This is a genomic window from Parapedobacter indicus, assembly GCF_900113765.1.
Lineage (GTDB): Bacteria > Bacteroidota > Bacteroidia > Sphingobacteriales > Sphingobacteriaceae > Parapedobacter > Parapedobacter indicus.
In genome coordinates this window covers 61,602-77,264 of the sequence record NZ_FOQO01000001.1, presented here as the reverse complement: position 1 = coordinate 77,264, position 15,663 = coordinate 61,602, and the positions used below count along the sequence as shown (strand labels likewise).

General features: G+C 43.2%; 17 protein-coding genes and 2 pseudogenes. 12 read left to right on the top strand and 7 right to left on the bottom strand.

The window, feature by feature from the left end; genetic code table 11:
* Window positions 1-636 precede the first annotated feature (636 nt).
* From BMZ56_RS00310 to BMZ56_RS26065, 10 genes and pseudogenes are all read left to right on the top strand, one after another.
* A complete protein-coding gene (locus tag BMZ56_RS00310) occupies window positions 637-885 on the top strand; it encodes a hypothetical protein (RefSeq protein ID WP_090622391.1) in 249 nt (82 codons plus the stop codon).
* Between the two features lie 199 nt (window positions 886-1,084).
* A pseudogene (locus tag BMZ56_RS26070) lies at window positions 1,085-1,222 on the top strand (ORF6N domain-containing protein); the annotation flags it as partial.
* A 41-nt stretch (window positions 1,223-1,263) separates the two neighbouring features.
* The gene (locus BMZ56_RS00300) at window positions 1,264-1,716 is read left to right on the top strand and encodes a DUF4231 domain-containing protein (RefSeq protein WP_090622387.1); all 453 of its coding nucleotides are present in this window, start codon (window positions 1,264-1,266) and stop codon (window positions 1,714-1,716) included.
* Window positions 1,709-2,293 carry a GTP cyclohydrolase II RibA gene (gene ribA / locus BMZ56_RS00295; protein ID WP_090622384.1) on the top strand — a complete coding sequence of 195 codons (585 nt, stop codon included), beginning with the start codon at window positions 1,709-1,711 and terminating at the stop codon, window positions 2,291-2,293. Before BMZ56_RS00300 ends, ribA begins: the two co-directional genes overlap by 8 nt.
* A gap of 150 nt (window positions 2,294-2,443) precedes the next feature.
* Entirely contained in the window at window positions 2,444-2,941 is a 498-nt protein-coding gene (locus tag BMZ56_RS00290; RefSeq protein WP_090622380.1) for a hypothetical protein, read from the top strand.
* An 18-nt stretch (window positions 2,942-2,959) separates the two neighbouring features.
* On the top strand, window positions 2,960-4,081 hold the full coding sequence (locus BMZ56_RS00285; protein WP_090622376.1) for a hypothetical protein: 1,122 nt from the start codon (window positions 2,960-2,962) through the stop codon (window positions 4,079-4,081).
* 987 nt (window positions 4,082-5,068) lie between these two features.
* A complete protein-coding gene (locus BMZ56_RS00270; protein WP_090622365.1) occupies window positions 5,069-7,087 on the top strand; it encodes a topoisomerase DNA-binding C4 zinc finger domain-containing protein in 2,019 nt (672 codons plus the stop codon).
* A gap of 82 nt (window positions 7,088-7,169) precedes the next feature.
* Window positions 7,170-7,376, top strand: coding sequence for a hypothetical protein (locus tag BMZ56_RS00265; RefSeq protein ID WP_090622362.1), 207 nt, complete (start codon window positions 7,170-7,172; stop codon window positions 7,374-7,376).
* 101 nt (window positions 7,377-7,477) lie between these two features.
* Window positions 7,478-7,774, top strand: a complete 297-nt coding sequence (locus tag BMZ56_RS00260) for a type II toxin-antitoxin system VapC family toxin (RefSeq protein ID WP_090622359.1) — start codon at window positions 7,478-7,480, stop codon at window positions 7,772-7,774.
* 368 nt (window positions 7,775-8,142) lie between these two features.
* A complete protein-coding gene (locus BMZ56_RS26065; RefSeq protein WP_090622355.1) occupies window positions 8,143-8,361 on the top strand; it encodes an integrase core domain-containing protein in 219 nt (72 codons plus the stop codon).
* A 224-nt stretch (window positions 8,362-8,585) separates the two neighbouring features.
* On the opposite strand, the gene BMZ56_RS00250 is transcribed toward BMZ56_RS26065, so the two are convergent.
* The 4 genes from BMZ56_RS00250 to BMZ56_RS26060 all read right to left on the bottom strand — a co-directional run bounded on the left by BMZ56_RS00250 (window position 8,586) and on the right by BMZ56_RS26060 (window position 10,448).
* Complete coding sequence (locus BMZ56_RS00250; protein WP_090622351.1) at window positions 8,586-9,086, bottom strand: hypothetical protein; 501 nt, start codon at window positions 9,084-9,086, stop codon at window positions 8,586-8,588.
* A gap of 3 nt (window positions 9,087-9,089) precedes the next feature.
* Window positions 9,090-9,749 carry a DUF3800 domain-containing protein gene (locus BMZ56_RS00245; protein WP_090622348.1) on the bottom strand — a complete coding sequence of 220 codons (660 nt, stop codon included), beginning with the start codon at window positions 9,747-9,749 and terminating at the stop codon, window positions 9,090-9,092.
* 260 nt (window positions 9,750-10,009) lie between these two features.
* Window positions 10,010-10,258, bottom strand: coding sequence for an HAD domain-containing protein (locus BMZ56_RS25800; protein ID WP_218146413.1), 249 nt, complete (start codon window positions 10,256-10,258; stop codon window positions 10,010-10,012).
* A gap of 49 nt (window positions 10,259-10,307) precedes the next feature.
* Window positions 10,308-10,448: an HAD domain-containing protein gene (locus BMZ56_RS26060; protein ID WP_218146412.1), complete on the bottom strand. Its 141-nt coding sequence runs from the start codon at window positions 10,446-10,448 to the stop codon at window positions 10,308-10,310.
* A 223-nt stretch (window positions 10,449-10,671) separates the two neighbouring features.
* Between BMZ56_RS26060 and BMZ56_RS00235 the strand changes: the two genes are divergently transcribed.
* Both BMZ56_RS00235 and BMZ56_RS00230 read left to right on the top strand, forming a co-directional pair.
* Window positions 10,672-11,910, top strand: a complete 1,239-nt coding sequence (locus BMZ56_RS00235; RefSeq protein ID WP_090622344.1) for a sulfite oxidase — start codon at window positions 10,672-10,674, stop codon at window positions 11,908-11,910.
* Window positions 11,911-11,912: 2 nt separating this feature from the next.
* On the top strand, window positions 11,913-12,338 hold the full coding sequence (locus BMZ56_RS00230) for a hypothetical protein (RefSeq protein ID WP_090622340.1): 426 nt from the start codon (window positions 11,913-11,915) through the stop codon (window positions 12,336-12,338).
* Window positions 12,339-12,462: 124 nt separating this feature from the next.
* Here the strand turns inward: BMZ56_RS00230 and BMZ56_RS00225 are convergent.
* From BMZ56_RS00225 to BMZ56_RS00220, 3 genes and pseudogenes are all read right to left on the bottom strand, one after another.
* A pseudogene (locus tag BMZ56_RS00225) lies at window positions 12,463-13,389 on the bottom strand (glycoside hydrolase family 88 protein); the annotation flags it as partial.
* 15 nt (window positions 13,390-13,404) lie between these two features.
* Entirely contained in the window at window positions 13,405-13,662 is a 258-nt protein-coding gene (locus tag BMZ56_RS25790; RefSeq protein ID WP_218146411.1) for a hypothetical protein, read from the bottom strand.
* Entirely contained in the window at window positions 13,659-15,653 is a 1,995-nt protein-coding gene (locus BMZ56_RS00220) for a heparinase II/III domain-containing protein (protein WP_090622337.1), read from the bottom strand. Before BMZ56_RS00220 ends, BMZ56_RS25790 begins: the two co-directional genes overlap by 4 nt.
* Window positions 15,654-15,663 lie beyond the last annotated feature (10 nt).

The following is a 15,663-nucleotide window of genomic DNA, read 5'->3' as shown; positions in this document are numbered from 1 at the left end:
GCCGAATCATATGGGAATAAATCCATTCAATCGATCGCTGACGTATTTAATTGGAACCCTCCCCTTTTTGGACAGCTGTTTAAGCGAGAAAAATCGGTAGTGTAACGTGAACTGTCATCCGGATCAACATAAACCTAGGATTTGGATAAGAATTATCTCGTTAAACTCAAAACTCGTTCAACTATTCTCGCCAAAATAGCATAATACAATTATTTTCGAGCCATTACGGTAAACCGTAATGTAACACCACTTGAAATTAGGACTTTCGGGCTTGGGTTACTTCATGCAACACAATTATTTTAAAAACTGGCTAATTAGCCATTGACAGTACGGAGCAAGGCGGATATCTTTACATTCTACAGTGGCCAAACACACGTGAACTTAATTTCGATTTAAGGAAATGGCTGGTGCGTAGCCATTTCCCTTATTGAAGTTTGGATTTTAATATTTTAGTTTTTACTTTTAGCGAAACCAATTGTGACCTTGGCCTGAAGTAAGTGGAAATTTGGTCAGAAACGGAGTTTACGGTATTCAATCGTGCAGAACGCATTTGCCGAAAGGCAGCCTCAGATGAGACTTAGATAGGAATGGCTTCTGGAATAAAAATTTGAACTTAACAATTAAAAACAAATAGTTATGGCAAATAATAAAAAAATCACATCTGACAAGGTCGCATCTTTAGCGGCTAAGGTTTTAGGTAATCCTAACTCATCCGAAATCGCAAAAAAAATGGCTGGCTCAGCACTATCTCAGAAGCAATCAAAGCACCAAACCGGCAGTGAGATAGAAGACAGCGCGTCGAAAGTATTGAAAAGCGATAAATATAGTGAAACCACGAAGACATTGGCTGGATCGATTTTGTCTCAATCGAATAAGAGCAGATAACCATGAAGTCAATTGTAGTATTTAAAAATAAGGGTGACGTAGGAGAGACTACATTACTTGCAATCGGGCTTTGCTTATTAAACTGAAGAAAGAGAAAGGTTATCATTGTGGCTTATCTCCAGCTTAATAACTCAACTGATAATATGATTCATTTTCATTATAGTGCTCCAAATATCGGATTGGTTGATATTCACTAGAAAACGGCGCGCTCAACCAGGCTGTAAAGAGAAAGCCCCAAAGGTTTCCCGAACACTTCATGTCTCAACTCACGAAAGAAGAATGGCGCGATCTTATCACAATCTGTGATGCGTCTCCGATAGTGTCAAACACAGTCTAATCACACGCACAAAACCATTAAAATTGAAACACTAAAGAAATATGAGTACATCTCCAAATGCTAAAGAATTTGCAGAAAAAATTCGTAACGGAATAAAAAACAAAGCTGATAAAAATAAAAACTTCTCTACATTTCTTTTTCTAGTAGTATTAATTGCAACCGTAATCACCCCGGTACTAATATTAATATCTAACTGCTTTTTTATCTCTAAAGTCGTTCCTGCTTTTTTATCGGCGTTCGCAGCTTTAGCGTCTTACTGGATTCAATTACGCAAACCCCACGAGCGATGGTCTTTATACCGTACAACCCAAAGAAAAATAGAGTCCGAGATAAATAAATACGATTATTCGATTGATGAATATAACGGAGAAGAAAAAGAAAACTTATTAGCAAAACGAGTTAACGATTTAGCTCTAAAATTACACTACGATTGGATGCCTATGGTACCAACAACTAAAGAAATTCAAACTATCAAAACCGCAGGTAATGTATAAAGTATCTCAGTGTGAATTAAACACACATTATGGAGTTTTCGATTTTTTTTGCTTTAATTATGGCAATTGTGAAAACGACAACGTGCTTGTTATCAAGAGTAAAAAGGATGTTGAAATTCCGACTATCAGAATTCAAAGTGCATGTTTTACATCAGAAATATTTAGAAGTAAAGATTGTGATTGTCACGAACAATTAGAATCTTCACTAGAGATAATCAACAAAGACGGCGGTCTACTAGTTTATCTATTACAAGATGGAAGAGGGGCTGGGATTTTCTTAAAGGTCCAAGGCATGCATTTAAGTCAAAAGAAAAACTTAAATACGGCTGAAGCCTATGACAAATTGCAAATCTCTAGAGACCCCCGACAATACGATAGAGTCATCGGCATTTTGAATTATTTCAAAATTACAAATATTAACTTACTAACTAATAATCCCAGAAAAATCAATGGAATTACTAAAAGCGGAATTGTTGTAAATAGGGTACCACTTGAGATTGAACCTACACAACATTCCGTTGAATATCTAAAATCAAAGAAAAAAGAGCTTGGGCATTTATTTGAAAAATATATTTAGGGGAGATCAGACGCTTAATTCCAAATTATTTAGCAGTGTTGCAATGTTCATAGAAAGTCAGGTCAGAAAGCCGAATCCTCTACTTTAGGATGACTCGGAATTCGGAAGGAGGTCAGACGTATCGGGTGGCGGAGAACTAACAATTTTAAAATGGCAAATCAATCGAAATTGGAGGCGCTTACGCGGTTCTTTGAGGCTATAGATGGGTTGCGGGACCAAGGAATCGTAATCAACCAAAAGGATTTCACTGGGCAACTTGGAGAATGGCTGGTTGAAGTTATCCTCAATGGAAAACGTGCAACAAATGCGTGTCAGGGAGGATGGGACGTGGATGTGAACGGATGTCGTGTTCAGGTTAAGACACATGCTAAAGACGATACAAATCGTACTGCTTGGACATCTTTAGCGAACCCGTCCTCTGAAATCGCTGACGAATTAATCATTATTGTATTCACCAAAACCTATAAATTGAAAGCGTTCTATAGGGTTCCGTGGGACCAGGCCGTGTCATTGATTCGAACAACCACTGCAAGAAAAAATGACAGGGAAATAATAAGACACAAAATTCACTGGAAAGACATTGTTATGTATTCGCAAGATATCGGGATGTTGCCTAAACAGGATATAATTTCTTTTTTCAAGTTATAACCTGCCAGACTGATTCATATGAAGACAATTACAAGATGGGTGGTACCCTGTTACTTTACCGATGCTGAAAGAAGCACTGACGTATTCGAAATGGATCTCACTGGACATCTTCGGTCTATGCTTACAAATGAGGTCTGGAATCGGAAATTTGCTTATAATTTTGGCCAGGCTTTGCAGAGAACAGATTCTGCAACTATCGAAGCTGCCACAGTTAAGGTCTTCCCGCGGTTTATCTCAGGAATGGTAAACAAGTCACGATTACAGAATATCGTTCAAGAAGAATGCGGACGCATATACTCTGCTTTCAATATCGAATCATACAAAACATGGCCTCACCGGTTAGGTTTGACAATCTTCGAAATCAGGTATAACATCAACACGCCGACCATTCCGTCAAGAAAAGACCTGACAGGCGATATCATTCCCCATTTTAAACAAGCATTCATAGAAGAGTATCAACGGCTATTGGCTTTATTACAGGAGCTGGGTTCATTTTTTTTGGCTGGCCTGCATTTGACATTCCCGACAAGCTCATTTATGGAGTTGGTGAGGAATGACATAGTCGATGGTTTCTGCCAAATAAAGTCGCTTAAGCGGTCTTTTTTTGAAAAGAAACCTACCGATGCCTTTATGCATGAGATACTTATCGAACGAAGTAAGCAAGCAAATCTTGAAATCAATCTCAAGGGATTGGCCAATGTATGGCATTATGACCTTTGGCCGCTTAACAGGTACCTGAAGGCGGTTGAGTCGGACAGGGTCTCAATGGATAACCTTTTGGATTTGATATTTGCACTTGAGGGTATGTTCAAGGACAATGTTTCTTCGGAATTCGTAAAAATGGTGTGCATATTGAATATGTGTAAAGATAGAAAACAGGCGCGGTCGATGAAATCACTTATGGATGTCGCCTATTTCATCCGTAATAATATTGCACATGGCTCAATCTCATACAATCCATATGACCGAATAAAACTTGAAAACAACGAAGTAATGGTACAGGACATTTATTGGGAAATGAAAGGGTTGGTCGCTTCGATGTTGATAAAAGGTATTTCCAAATTACTGCAAAACCCCAATATGCGTAATCTGAGGTTTACAATGGATGACTTTATTCACCTTTTGTTTCCGAAGCGATAGTGTCGGCTAAACTGGGAAACCTAATGTTATATCATTCCGCTATCTCGTCCGGAATTTTTGATAGAACGTATAATACGCTCCCGTTCTTCTGGACTTTTGCTAAAATGGTCTAATTGAGATTGGCTTATGCCCCTAAACTTTTCAACCAGCAGCTCGGTGCGTGATTCGCCTAGCACCTCACTGAGATCCCGAAATGACCTGATATTGCGGTGTCCGTTATATGCCTCAAAAATTTCATATGCAAACTTCCACTCGATGCCCAGGATTAATTGTTTTTCGTCAACTGTGGCATTCCGGAGAATTCGTTCCAAGCAAAAAGGGAGGCACCTTTTAGGAATAGGCACTCTGGTACAGTGTAGCTGATAGTTACATTCAGCGGAATAGCTGTAGTCTTCCATAGTATTTAGGCATTCAATCTAAAACAAACATTCAATTTTTTCTCCCAAAATCCACCAAACCAAATACAAAACTAACCATATTCCGAAAATAACGAGGGAAATATTGAAATGCAGTAGCTGTCCACTGTAGTTTCGGTTGCACTGTTCAAAGATTAGGCGCAAGGTTTGGCGGTCTTCCCTGTGCAAGTCTGAAGCGATGCTACGTCCCACGATCATACGCCCATTGTAAAGCGAAAAAGCCATAAACAACCACCCAGGAATAAATAAAAGATAAATGTATTTGACCTTTTGCGAATCCATTTGCAAAAATTCATTGCTTAAAATGGTGAGAAGGGTGCCTCCAGCGATACTTAAGCACCATGTTGTGATACGGTCGGAGCCTTCCCGTATGGATCGAATACATTGAAAAAGTCTGTCGCATGAAGTGTCCGGTGGCGCTGCCGACAGTTGGCCGATCTTCAATTTCAGCAGTCTATGGATTAGGTTAAACATATTCGTACATATTGTTTTTACAGCGGCGGTCGCAATTCGGATATATTTTCTTGCATAATCGGCCTGCGACACCAAATCTACCTAACAATGGGAAAAAATGCAAATTCCAGTAACGAACGAAAACACACTGAGCGGAGTGATCAAATCGTATTTAAAGGAAGATATTTTCGAAGATGCAGAAGCACTGCAAGCATTTATTCAATATGTTGCTTGCTATATGAACATTCCGGAAGAATACGATAATTACGATTCATATGGCGAGAAAATAGATACTGAGAAGGGCATTGATTTCCACACATTAAAATCAAAATGTGAACCGCTGAATATGGTGTCGAAAGCTAAGCATGACACGATACAGGGCGAAAGGGTGAAAAGTGTGGAGGAACTCATAATAGCGAATTTTTTGTACCTCAATGGAATTGAGTATGAATATGAGAAACCCTATCCGCATGGAGATGTTATGTATCGTCCTGACTTCTATCTAAGGGATTATGATATCTATCTGGAGCATTTTGGGGTGGATGAGCATAACCGCGCCAAATGGCTTAGTCCCTTTAATGAACAGAAGTATGTCGAAGAAATGCTCCTAAAACGGGAATCCCACCAAACCCATCATACGAAGCTGCTAGAAACATACTCCTACTATAACAGGGACAACATTTTATTGCAAAAGCTACAGGAAATGTTGGAAGCCGAACAGGTTGCCTTCAAGCCGAGGGACACCAAAGACATTTATGAGAAAGTATCGAACAATGACCAAAATTTTGGTAAAGAACTCATTGAGCTCCTTGAAAGCTTTATCAACCTAAGCAAATCGAGAAGATTAAAACATAATGACCTGATCAGGTTATTTTCGGACAAACGTAAAATCCAGAATGAGTTCATGTATGAACGACAGGAAATGTTCTTACAATTTGTACTGCCAATTCTCGAAAAATACGATAACACGTTGATGGAAAGAAATGAGGTTGATTTCAACGATATGATTAACCTTGCAACGGAACTCATAAGCGAGAACAAGCCGACTTATACCTATAAATACATCATTATTGATGAATATCAGGATATCTCATTTTCCCGGTTCAATTTGATCAGAGAGATTCGGAATTTGTCGGGTGCTAGGTTAATTTGTGTGGGAGACGATTGGCAATCGATTTATCGCTTTGCAGGAAGTGACATCTCGCTATTCAGCAATTTCGGAAAATATGTGGGAAAGTATGAACAGTTATTGATCGAACAGACTTATCGGAATTCCCAACCTCTTATCGACATCAGTTCAACGTTTATTCAAAAGAATCCAAGACAGATCTCCAAGCATCCGAAATCCAAGAAAGAGCCGTTGGAAGTTCCTATTAAATTTGTGCAGTACGATGACGGGGAAATAGAGGACGCGTTTATCAATGAAATAGGTCTACTCGTCAGCAAATATGGGAACAAATCAATCCTGGTTTTGGGCCGGCACAGCTTTGACATTCACGATTTGATTGCACTGACTCCAAAAAGTAGGGTGAAATACTTTGAAAGCACAGGTAAATTGGAAGTAAAAGGGTTTGAAGAAATTGACATTAACTATTTAACCGTTCATAGGTCAAAAGGCACCGAGGCAGATAATGTGATCGTGTTAAAGCTCAGCAACCATTTACTCGGCTTTCCCAACAAAATGACGGATGACCCCCTCCTATCGCTTTTGCTAAGTGATAACGAGGAATACCGGTTTGCAGAGGAGCGTAGGTTGTTTTATGTTGCGTTGACGCGGACTAAAAATGAAGTGGTGTTGCTTACTCCGTCAGAAGCGTCGTTGTTTGTGGAAGAGCTGCTGAAAGACAACAATTATTTGTTAACTACGACTGACGGGGCTGTGAACGCTACAGGGTGTCCATATTGTAAAACAGGGAAATTGGTGATCAGGCAGCATACGGCTAATGGCAGTCAATTTTTAGGATGCTCGCATTACCCCAGCTGTAACCAGACGTTTAAAAACGTGGAAATTTTAGCGGACAGTATATTATGTCCGGGTTGTGAAAGTGGCTTTATGGTTAAAAGGAGCGGTAGATTTGGCGACTTCTTGGGGTGTACGAATTATCCTGGGTGTACGAATACGATAAAGTTGAGGTGATACGGCAATAGAAGATGAAAGCTACTCAATGAGTCGTTAGTGCATTACCTTGCTTAAAATAAGTTTGCTATCTTTGTGTATTATGAAAACTGTGACATTAGATATTTTGAACGATAAGGCGATGAACCTACTCAAGGAGTTGGAATTGCTGAAGCTCGTCCGTGTTCGCAGACAGACCTCGACCGGTAAAGAATTGAAGAAAGATCTCATCGCTAAATACAAAGGGGCAATGACTCCCCAAAGTAAAGATGAGATAGATCGTCAACTTCAAGACCTGCGCAACGAATAGACTATCTGTGGGATACCAATACGGTTATCTATTACCTACAAAGTCAGTTTCCCCCAAATGCCGAGCGGTTTATGGATGGCGTATAGAAAGAAACCCGCCCAATTATATCAGCGATTACGGAGATTGAATTACTTTGTTGGAAAACGGCCACTACTAACGACATCAAGGTTCTCAAAAAATTCATTGGTGATGCCTACGTCATCGAGTTGGAACAGCCTGTTAAGGATTTAACCGTAGATATCCGAAAACGTTATAACCTAAAACTGCCCGATGCCATCATTGCGTCATCTGCATTGGCAAATGACTTGACATTGATTACCCGCAATACGAAAGATTTTGAGCGAATTAATAAGCTTAAATTAGTGAATCCATTTGATGCCCCGAATTCGAGGAATTGAACATTTAGGACGGATACTCCAGGTGTAATCTTACCCTAGCTAGAATCAGACTGGCGCCAGCACCAAAAGCTATAGCGCCGATAGTTATGGCTAAGATGCACAATTTCGCCCGTGCCCTTCGTTCTGAAGTGCCGTGTATAAAATTTAAGAGGTGAAAGCTAGAAAATAACCACAATACTTATTATCTTTATTGTAACCAATGATTGCAGTAAATGAACAAACAATAAAATTGTGCAACCCACGATGCGATACTGGACCGGATCGTCAACTCCTCACACCGCATAGACCTGAAGGGCGAATCGCTCAGAAAAGGAATATTGAAACAGGAATAATAACAACTTTTTTATATCATTGTATGATCTCTCAAAGTGGCACGGTTTGACCGAAACAGCTGGCACTATCCCTCCGAAATATCCAGCTCGCTCAAAAGGGAGAAGATATACCTGAATCCACCAAACGGAGGGGTTGATTTATACAGACAGGTAAAGGATTATGTAAACTTCTATAATACCGAAAGACGGCATAAATCCATCGGTCGGGTAACACCCGATCAAAGGTTCTATCAGCAAATCAAAAATGTGTCGTAATTATATCTTAAATTAGTGCAAAAGTTGTCCAACAAATAGGGAGTATCATAATTTCAAACATTTACCTTTTCGGAATTTAGTTTCTTGGATTAATTCCCTCCACTTTATTGTGGTTAATATTTGTAATACAAACAAATTATCCCTACCTTTGCATCGAGATTCATCTTTCCCATGGAAGAAGGAATTCGGAAAACGCCTGTCCCAGATGACTGGCGTTTTCTGCTTTACCATATCACAACTCCTTCTTTTCCCCTTTTTTCGCATTTATTCATTAAGTTGCGATAACGGCTGTCCTCCAAATGATAGGCTGTAAGCAGAAAAAAGGCCTGTAACTTTCGCAATGGCTCTAACACCACCACGTATCGCTCTGTTACATCCAATACGTATACCCTATTTTCATTGAGAACGGTAAACACTCGTATCACGTCCTGTTTGCGCTCCTCTAAATGGTGCTTTACCCAGTGAATCCGGATGGAGCGTGCTGTTTCAAATTCACGTTTCTTTACCGCTTGGTCAACAACAACAGTTGTGAGATGTCGGAACACTCGATCCATCGTGTCTTCATTATCAGCAGGCGTAGGATGAATCGGATATTGACGAAAACGAAAGGGGAAAACAGCAAAATCCCTGTCAAATACTTTACGGATTGATTGGACATTATCCCGATGGGAAATGTACAGCAACTCTAGTAATTGATTATATACTTTTAATAGGTTTGAAGGCATGGCTTATTGTAGGTCGATGAAAAATAGATTAAACTTATCGGAACTTTTCGGTGTACTCCTATCCAATGGGAACTTCGCATGTGCAGTGATTTTTTCGATAATCTTATTCTTTGCTATGACCTTGTGCTCCCCACGTAGATGATAACTGATAGCCCCCATCAACAAATCTGTCAACTGCATAAGCACACTTTCGTGCGACCGGATGTTTTGCACCGTGCGGATACTGCTGTACTTGAGGTTTAGGATTTCTTTGAGCCGCCGTACCTTCCATGCACTCAATGTGTCTTTGATGTCCAAATACACGTTGTAATTATAATCCATGCATATTTTGTGGTGCAGCAGCTGATAGTACATCTTGTAATAGAAATCGTCAAAATTGTCTGTGCTAACTTTTTCCTTAGCTACAACGATGGCTCTGAATTGCAAGTCGCTCGAAAAGAAATATTCGACCACATCCAAATAGAATTGTGCCTGCGAACGGGATATTTTTGTCCACTTGATCTCACCGAAGCACTTGTGCTTTTCACGAAGGGCCTTGATGTTGGCTTGGTGCAGCTTCACTTGATTATATGCTGAACTCACATAGGCGATCAGCATATAGGGCATACCGTCCCTTTCCAAATGGCAGCTTTCATCACAATAAAAGTTAAAGGTTTTACTCATTGGGGAAACTGGGTTTGTTAGGTCTTTTGTATTTCGGTTAGTTTAATCGAAAAACGTAAATTCGTTACATCGCTAGATTTTAAAGTTGTGGTAAAGCTTTTTCTTTCAGTCTGGCTTACACATGCAAGGTAAAAACAAAATTGAGGATGTCAAAATTTTTGACAGAAATTGGATTTTGTTCTAATCATGGCAAAGTATTCGATTTGGTGTAATCTTCCCGGAAATCAGCTACAAATAAGGGGGAGATTAAGGGTACAAAACTAAGCCAATTCATGGGAATCTTTTCCCAATAATGACAATGCCTCATCAGCCAAAACCCCAGTAAGCCCAACGGAGCCGCTGGGCTGGACGACCCTTCGCCTTAAATAATCCGGTAACGCGTTTAAGGATTTATCATCGTCAATAATGAGAAAATCTTCGTTCATTGACCTTTTACCAAAGTATTTCAACAATTCATCCTTTCGGTTGAGTGCTGCAGAATTTTCAGACAACCGGTTAATTCGGTTCACAGAAATACCCCGTTTGCTGAATATATTACGCCATTGAGTGGGGGTATACTTACTTGTGGGAAGTGGTCAATACAATCCTTGCCCCCGTAGAATCAATGATTCTTTGAAGAGCCTTGGTCGCATTCGGAGAAAACGCGGGAAAACCGTCATCCAAAATTTCGGGCCTCCTCCACGAGTTCGCAGGAACCATTACACCATCGATTGCAAATATAATCCATACTCGCTATAAAGTCTCTAAAAACAAAGCCCCGAAACGGGGAGAATCGGGTTGTGCGCGGAGACCCCCGGATTAAAACAAAATCAGACAAGCCATTATTTGGAATTCTCATTTTTCAAACGCGTGTAAAGGCACTATATTTACCCCACCATTTTATATTGAATTTATAAACGTAAAACATTGATTATATAAACCGATGAACGATTATCATAATAGAAGAGGCTTTCTGAAAAAAAGTGCAATCACAACTTTGGCAAGTCTTGTAGGCACAAAAATAATGTTTGCCGAGAATATACCAGCACGTGTGACACCGCTTCCCTTATTAAGTGACTCGGTTGACGGGAAGGATCCGGAAATGACTGTGCTAAGCGACCGCCCGATGAATATGGAGGCACCAGCACACCTTTTGGATGACCCAGTGACTCCGATCAACAAGATGTTCATTCGTAACAATGGCCTTCCTCCTGTGAAAGAATCAATCGATCGGTCCGCCTGGACACTCACCATCGATGGCGAGTCGGTAAAGCAAAAACGTACGTATACCATCTCCGAGCTTAAACAACGGTTCAAGCCCCACACCTATCAATTGGTATTGGAGTGTGGCGGTAACGGAAGATCGGGTTATTATCCACCCGCTTCGGGCAACCAATGGAGCCAGGGTGCAGTGCACTGTGCCGCATGGACCGGCATAAGATTGAAAGATATCCTTGCTGATGTAGGCCTCAAGGACAATGCTGTTTACATTGGCTATTATGGAAAGGACATCCACCTAAGCCGCGATGCCAAAAAGGTCGTCATTTCGAGAGGTGTTCCCATAAAAAAGGCACTGGAAGACGAAACCCTTATTGCTTGGGCGGTGAATGGCGATGATATTCCACTATTCCATGGCGCTCCGCTCCGTCTAGTGATCGGTGGTTGGCCAGCGTCGGTATCCGGCAAGTGGCTACATACCATTTCGGTACGGAATATCGTACATGATGGGCCTAAAATGGGAGGGTCTAGCTATCGTGTACCGGTTATACCCGTCCAACCCGGCGAAAAGGTCGAGGAAACGGAGGAAAACTTCCGTATCATCGAGTCTATGCCTGTGAAATCGTTGATTACTCACCCAAAATCCGGAGCGGTCCTCTCTTCCAACAGATCGCTTTCAGTAAGGGGCCACGCGTGGGCTGGAGACCTCGAAGTAACGGAAGTTAACGTATCGATCGATTATGGCTGTACCTGGCAGAAAGCCAACCTCAGTGCACCGAAAAACAGGCTCGCCTGGCAACAATGGTCTGCAAAAATCGACTTCCCCCAAAATGGGTATTATGAAATATGGGTAAAAGCCACCGATAGTAAGGGGGTATCGCAACCGATGGTGATGCCTCAATGGAATCCGAAAGGCTACTTAAACAATGCCTGCCACCGAATAGCTGTAAAAGTAGTCGTATAGCCATGAACGTACGTAGAGTCACCCTCGCTGTAGCAGCATTCTTCGTAATAGCCATGGGTATTACCTGTGTATCGGATTTACGAAATGACCAAACGACTACGGACACCACTGCGACTACTTCGCTGGTGGATACACTCAACTATGACCCCCACTCCGGACTGGTAGTTGATACCACCTTAGGCCTTGTCGTGGCCAATTGTTCAGGGTGCCATTCAACTGAATTGATCCGAAAAAGCCGTTTCACAAGAGACGGATGGATTGCCAAAATACGATGGATGCAAAAAGAACAGAATCTGTGGGATTTGGGGAAAAATGAGAAAAGCATCCTGGATTATCTCGAAAAATACTATTCGCCTTCAAGCCTCGATGCACGGGCCCAGATGAGACGAGAACCGCTAGACGATATACAGTGGTACGACTACCAGTAGCGAGAGACTTATGGCGTTCGCCTGTTTTCACCTCACATCCGGCAAGAAAACATCCCGCCATCCAAAACAGAAAGGGGCCGCCATTTTAGACAGCCCCTTATCTTCATTCGTTAACGGGCAGGTATCAGGATGAGCTACGCTGGATGTCCCTCAACCGCATCAATGCTTCGAGGTAATAATAATCTGCGTAATTAATGGACACATCGATTTCACTCGTTTTGGATCCGGTGGAATGCAATAGAAAGGCGCCGTTCCGTTCATTGCTCCGGTAGGCTGGTGATGAGAGCGAACGTAACATCCGAACGCCCCAATCACGGTAGTATTTCTGATCATCGGCCTGGTCGATACACCGGGATAAATCCAGCAACGCCGATGCGGCAATGGAGGCCGCAGAGGCATCCCTCGGTGCATCGGGAATGGCGGGGTCGTCAAAATCCCAATAGGGTACCGCATCATCCGGCAGGCGAACGAGGTAAGCTTCTATCAACTTTTTGACGAAATCCAGATACCGCACATCGCGCGTTTCCCGATACATCATTCCATAGCCATAAATGGCCCATGCTTGCCCACGTGCCCACGTAGATCCATCGGAATAGCCCTGGAAGGTCCCGGCTTTTACCCTTTTTCCAGCCATATCGTAGGCAACAATGTGATACGAGGTGTAATCGTCACGGAATTGGTTTTCCATCGTAACGGCCGCATGCCGGTTGGCGATGTCACAAAGGCTATCGGTGCCTCCGTTTTTACAAGCCCAAAGCAGCATCTCCAGGTTCATCAGGTTATCGATGATCGTGTTGTGCGGCCCCCATTGCTCCGTCCGGAATGGCCACGAGAGAATCGTGCCTACCGAAGGATTGTATAGCGTTGCCAGGGTATCGGCCGTACGCAGAATGACCGATTTATAAAATTCATCTTTTGTGAGCCGATAGCCATTGCCAAAGCTGCAATACACCTGAAACCCAAGGTCATGGTCTTTGGCCGGATTTTCGGAGAGCGGAATCAGGTACCGTGAATACCGGTCGGCCGCAGACCGCCAAGCGCTGTCGCCGCTGTATTCATATAGGTATCAGAGCATCCCCGGCCAAAATCCACTGGTCCAATCGGGCACGCCAACGTATCGCCACGCGCTATCTCCCGGAGCAATCGTACGGGGGAAAACGGAATCCTTGGGAATGTCTGCCAACGTCTTTTCCGCTTTTACCAGGCAATATTGTAAAGACGCTTCCACATCAAAATCGGTGTTTTCCGTTGTTTCGCCCGGAGGCTGGCACCCCATGATACATCCACACAGCCATAGCAGAATCAATCGCATCCCTGTTTTCATTTCTCTATATTTTTTACCGTAAACGATAGCCCGCCATTTGTCTTCTGCTCGGTCATCTCAAAAACCAATCGGTGCAGTTCCGGCCCCCAGGCATTTGACAACTTGTTGTCGTCTATTGCCACCGTCTCCACTTTCGCAGACACCTTTTTTGGATCGTAAGTTAAAGATACGGCAAAATCAGCCCCTTTCAAGATCATCAATCCCGGCTTTTCCAAGTGGCTCTCCAGATCCGTCACAAAGTTCACACTGCCCCCTGCCGCTACCGAATTCAGCCGGTAGCGGTCTGAGATTACGAACTGCTGTTTCGCGCGTTGCAGCGAATACGAGCGCACCCAACTAGCTACATTTGCCTCAGCCGGGTAGGCTTGGGCGATATCCACGGAAAAGTCTACATTGTTTTTTTCCGCGTTGAATTGCGCGCCTGTTGCTTTAAACTTGCCCCCTTCTTTCTGTGCCACACCATTGATGGCCGGCAGGTTGTGATAAAGTGACTGCATCGTCCAGATATCATACCGCTGGGCGCTGAAGGTTTTGGCCGTGTAGCTGCCAACGCCGGCATCTACAAATACGGGATTCCCGTTGTAAAATAAGATGAAGGATCCTACGTCGTTGTGGTTATGTTGTTCGCCGTTTGACCCTCCCTTTGCGGCAAAATAGAACCCATTGTTGCTATCCTTGTGTTCGCGGCCGATAGCGATCTGCATATCTGGGAAATAATATGAATCGATAAGGGGCTCTGCCGGGGTTACCGCATCCCATCCCGATAAACTGAATATATCTTCCAGCACGGGATACATGGATCCGGCGGGCGCCGTCTCCCCAACGTTGTACTTGTTGAGTAAGAAAGCACCAAAAGCCTGCATAGCGCTATCATCAATGGCCTGTCCGTACCGGTAAATCAGGCCGGCCCGGGCATTCATACGGGCGGGAGCGTCGGCAAAATTCACGAAGTTATTTCCGTTGCCTATGTATACTCGATAGATATACCGGCCCATGTTTTTGACAAGTTCGTTGTCAAAAATATCGACATGGCCATCGGTCACTTTTTTCAGCAGGTCGAGGTACTCAAACATCTTTGCGCCTGCTGCACCCCAATACGAGGGTCCTTCGCTACAGGCACCGTCATCCTCGTAAGAGTTCAGGAACAAATCCACGGAACGCATGGATTTGTAAATTCCCTTTGCTTTTTTTTCAGGGTCATCTTCTACAAGGAGAATGCATTGCAGCACGTTTTGATTGCACCACGGGGTCCAGTTATTCACGGCTCCCCTGCCCCATCCTGTAATCCACCAGTAGTCATCCCGCGTGTAATACGGTTCGATTACTTTTTGTTTCAATTCGGCCACAACGCGCTTCGAGATGATGGGACTTACCTTATCAAATTCATCCTTGAAGAAGTACCACGCCCACGCCAAGTCGGCCGCCACCTCGCCAACCCCCAGGTCAATGATCGGGTCGTCGATATTCGGCAAGACCGTAGTGGGATGTGCCACGGGGGGTGGCGATCCATCCGGATTCCGGTAGAGATAAAAATGCGCGGAATACCCCCAATACGTCTGCTCACAATAGGAAAAAATGCCATTGATGATGTCGTCGAGAAAACGTCCTTTCCCTTCTGCCAGCTCGGCCATCACCAGCGACTGAAAGGCCTTTCTGCGCTCGTTGAAAATCTTTTCCTGAGCCGCACGGTTGCCGGTTCTTGAAAAGTCGAGGTAGACTGTGGCATTGACTGCCGGCCAGTCATACCCCAGATAGGCCTCTCCCCGTTGGATATAAGCAGAACGGTAGCTGGCAGACAGCTTATTCCAGCCTTCCCGGTCTGCATAATCGGGAAACCGAACCCAGTTATCTCCCTGGGCCAGGTGCTTCAATACATCCTGCTCCGAGTATGTCTGCAGCAGGATGTTCCGTGGTTTGGCGTGTACCGACCAAACGGCACACAACAGGCAGACCATCAACGTGGTGCCAATTGCTAGGGTTACTTTTTTCATCCTTATCTAC

Coding starts and splice junctions, on each gene's coding strand:
- BMZ56_RS00250 (WP_090622351.1), bottom strand. CDS start 9,086: ATGCCTTCAAACCTATTAAAAGTATATAATCAATTACTAGAGTTGCTG.
- BMZ56_RS00290 (WP_090622380.1), top strand. CDS start 2,444: ATGGCAAATCAATCGAAATTGGAGGCGCTTACGCGGTTCTTTGAGGCT.
- BMZ56_RS00245 (WP_090622348.1), bottom strand. CDS start 9,749: ATGAGTAAAACCTTTAACTTTTATTGTGATGAAAGCTGCCATTTGGAA.
- BMZ56_RS00220 (WP_090622337.1), bottom strand. CDS start 15,653: ATGAAAAAAGTAACCCTAGCAATTGGCACCACGTTGATGGTCTGCCTG.
- BMZ56_RS00230 (WP_090622340.1), top strand. CDS start 11,913: ATGAACGTACGTAGAGTCACCCTCGCTGTAGCAGCATTCTTCGTAATA.
- BMZ56_RS00285 (WP_090622376.1), top strand. CDS start 2,960: ATGAAGACAATTACAAGATGGGTGGTACCCTGTTACTTTACCGATGCT.
- BMZ56_RS00235 (WP_090622344.1), top strand. CDS start 10,672: ATGAACGATTATCATAATAGAAGAGGCTTTCTGAAAAAAAGTGCAATC.
- BMZ56_RS00265 (WP_090622362.1), top strand. CDS start 7,170: ATGAAAACTGTGACATTAGATATTTTGAACGATAAGGCGATGAACCTA.
- BMZ56_RS00300 (WP_090622387.1), top strand. CDS start 1,264: ATGAGTACATCTCCAAATGCTAAAGAATTTGCAGAAAAAATTCGTAAC.
- BMZ56_RS25790 (WP_218146411.1), bottom strand. CDS start 13,662: ATGAAAACAGGGATGCGATTGATTCTGCTATGGCTGTGTGGATGTATC.
- BMZ56_RS26060 (WP_218146412.1), bottom strand. CDS start 10,448: ATGGTTCCTGCGAACTCGTGGAGGAGGCCCGAAATTTTGGATGACGGT.
- BMZ56_RS00310 (WP_090622391.1), top strand. CDS start 637: ATGGCAAATAATAAAAAAATCACATCTGACAAGGTCGCATCTTTAGCG.
- ribA (WP_090622384.1), top strand. CDS start 1,709: ATGTATAAAGTATCTCAGTGTGAATTAAACACACATTATGGAGTTTTC.
- BMZ56_RS00270 (WP_090622365.1), top strand. CDS start 5,069: ATGCAAATTCCAGTAACGAACGAAAACACACTGAGCGGAGTGATCAAA.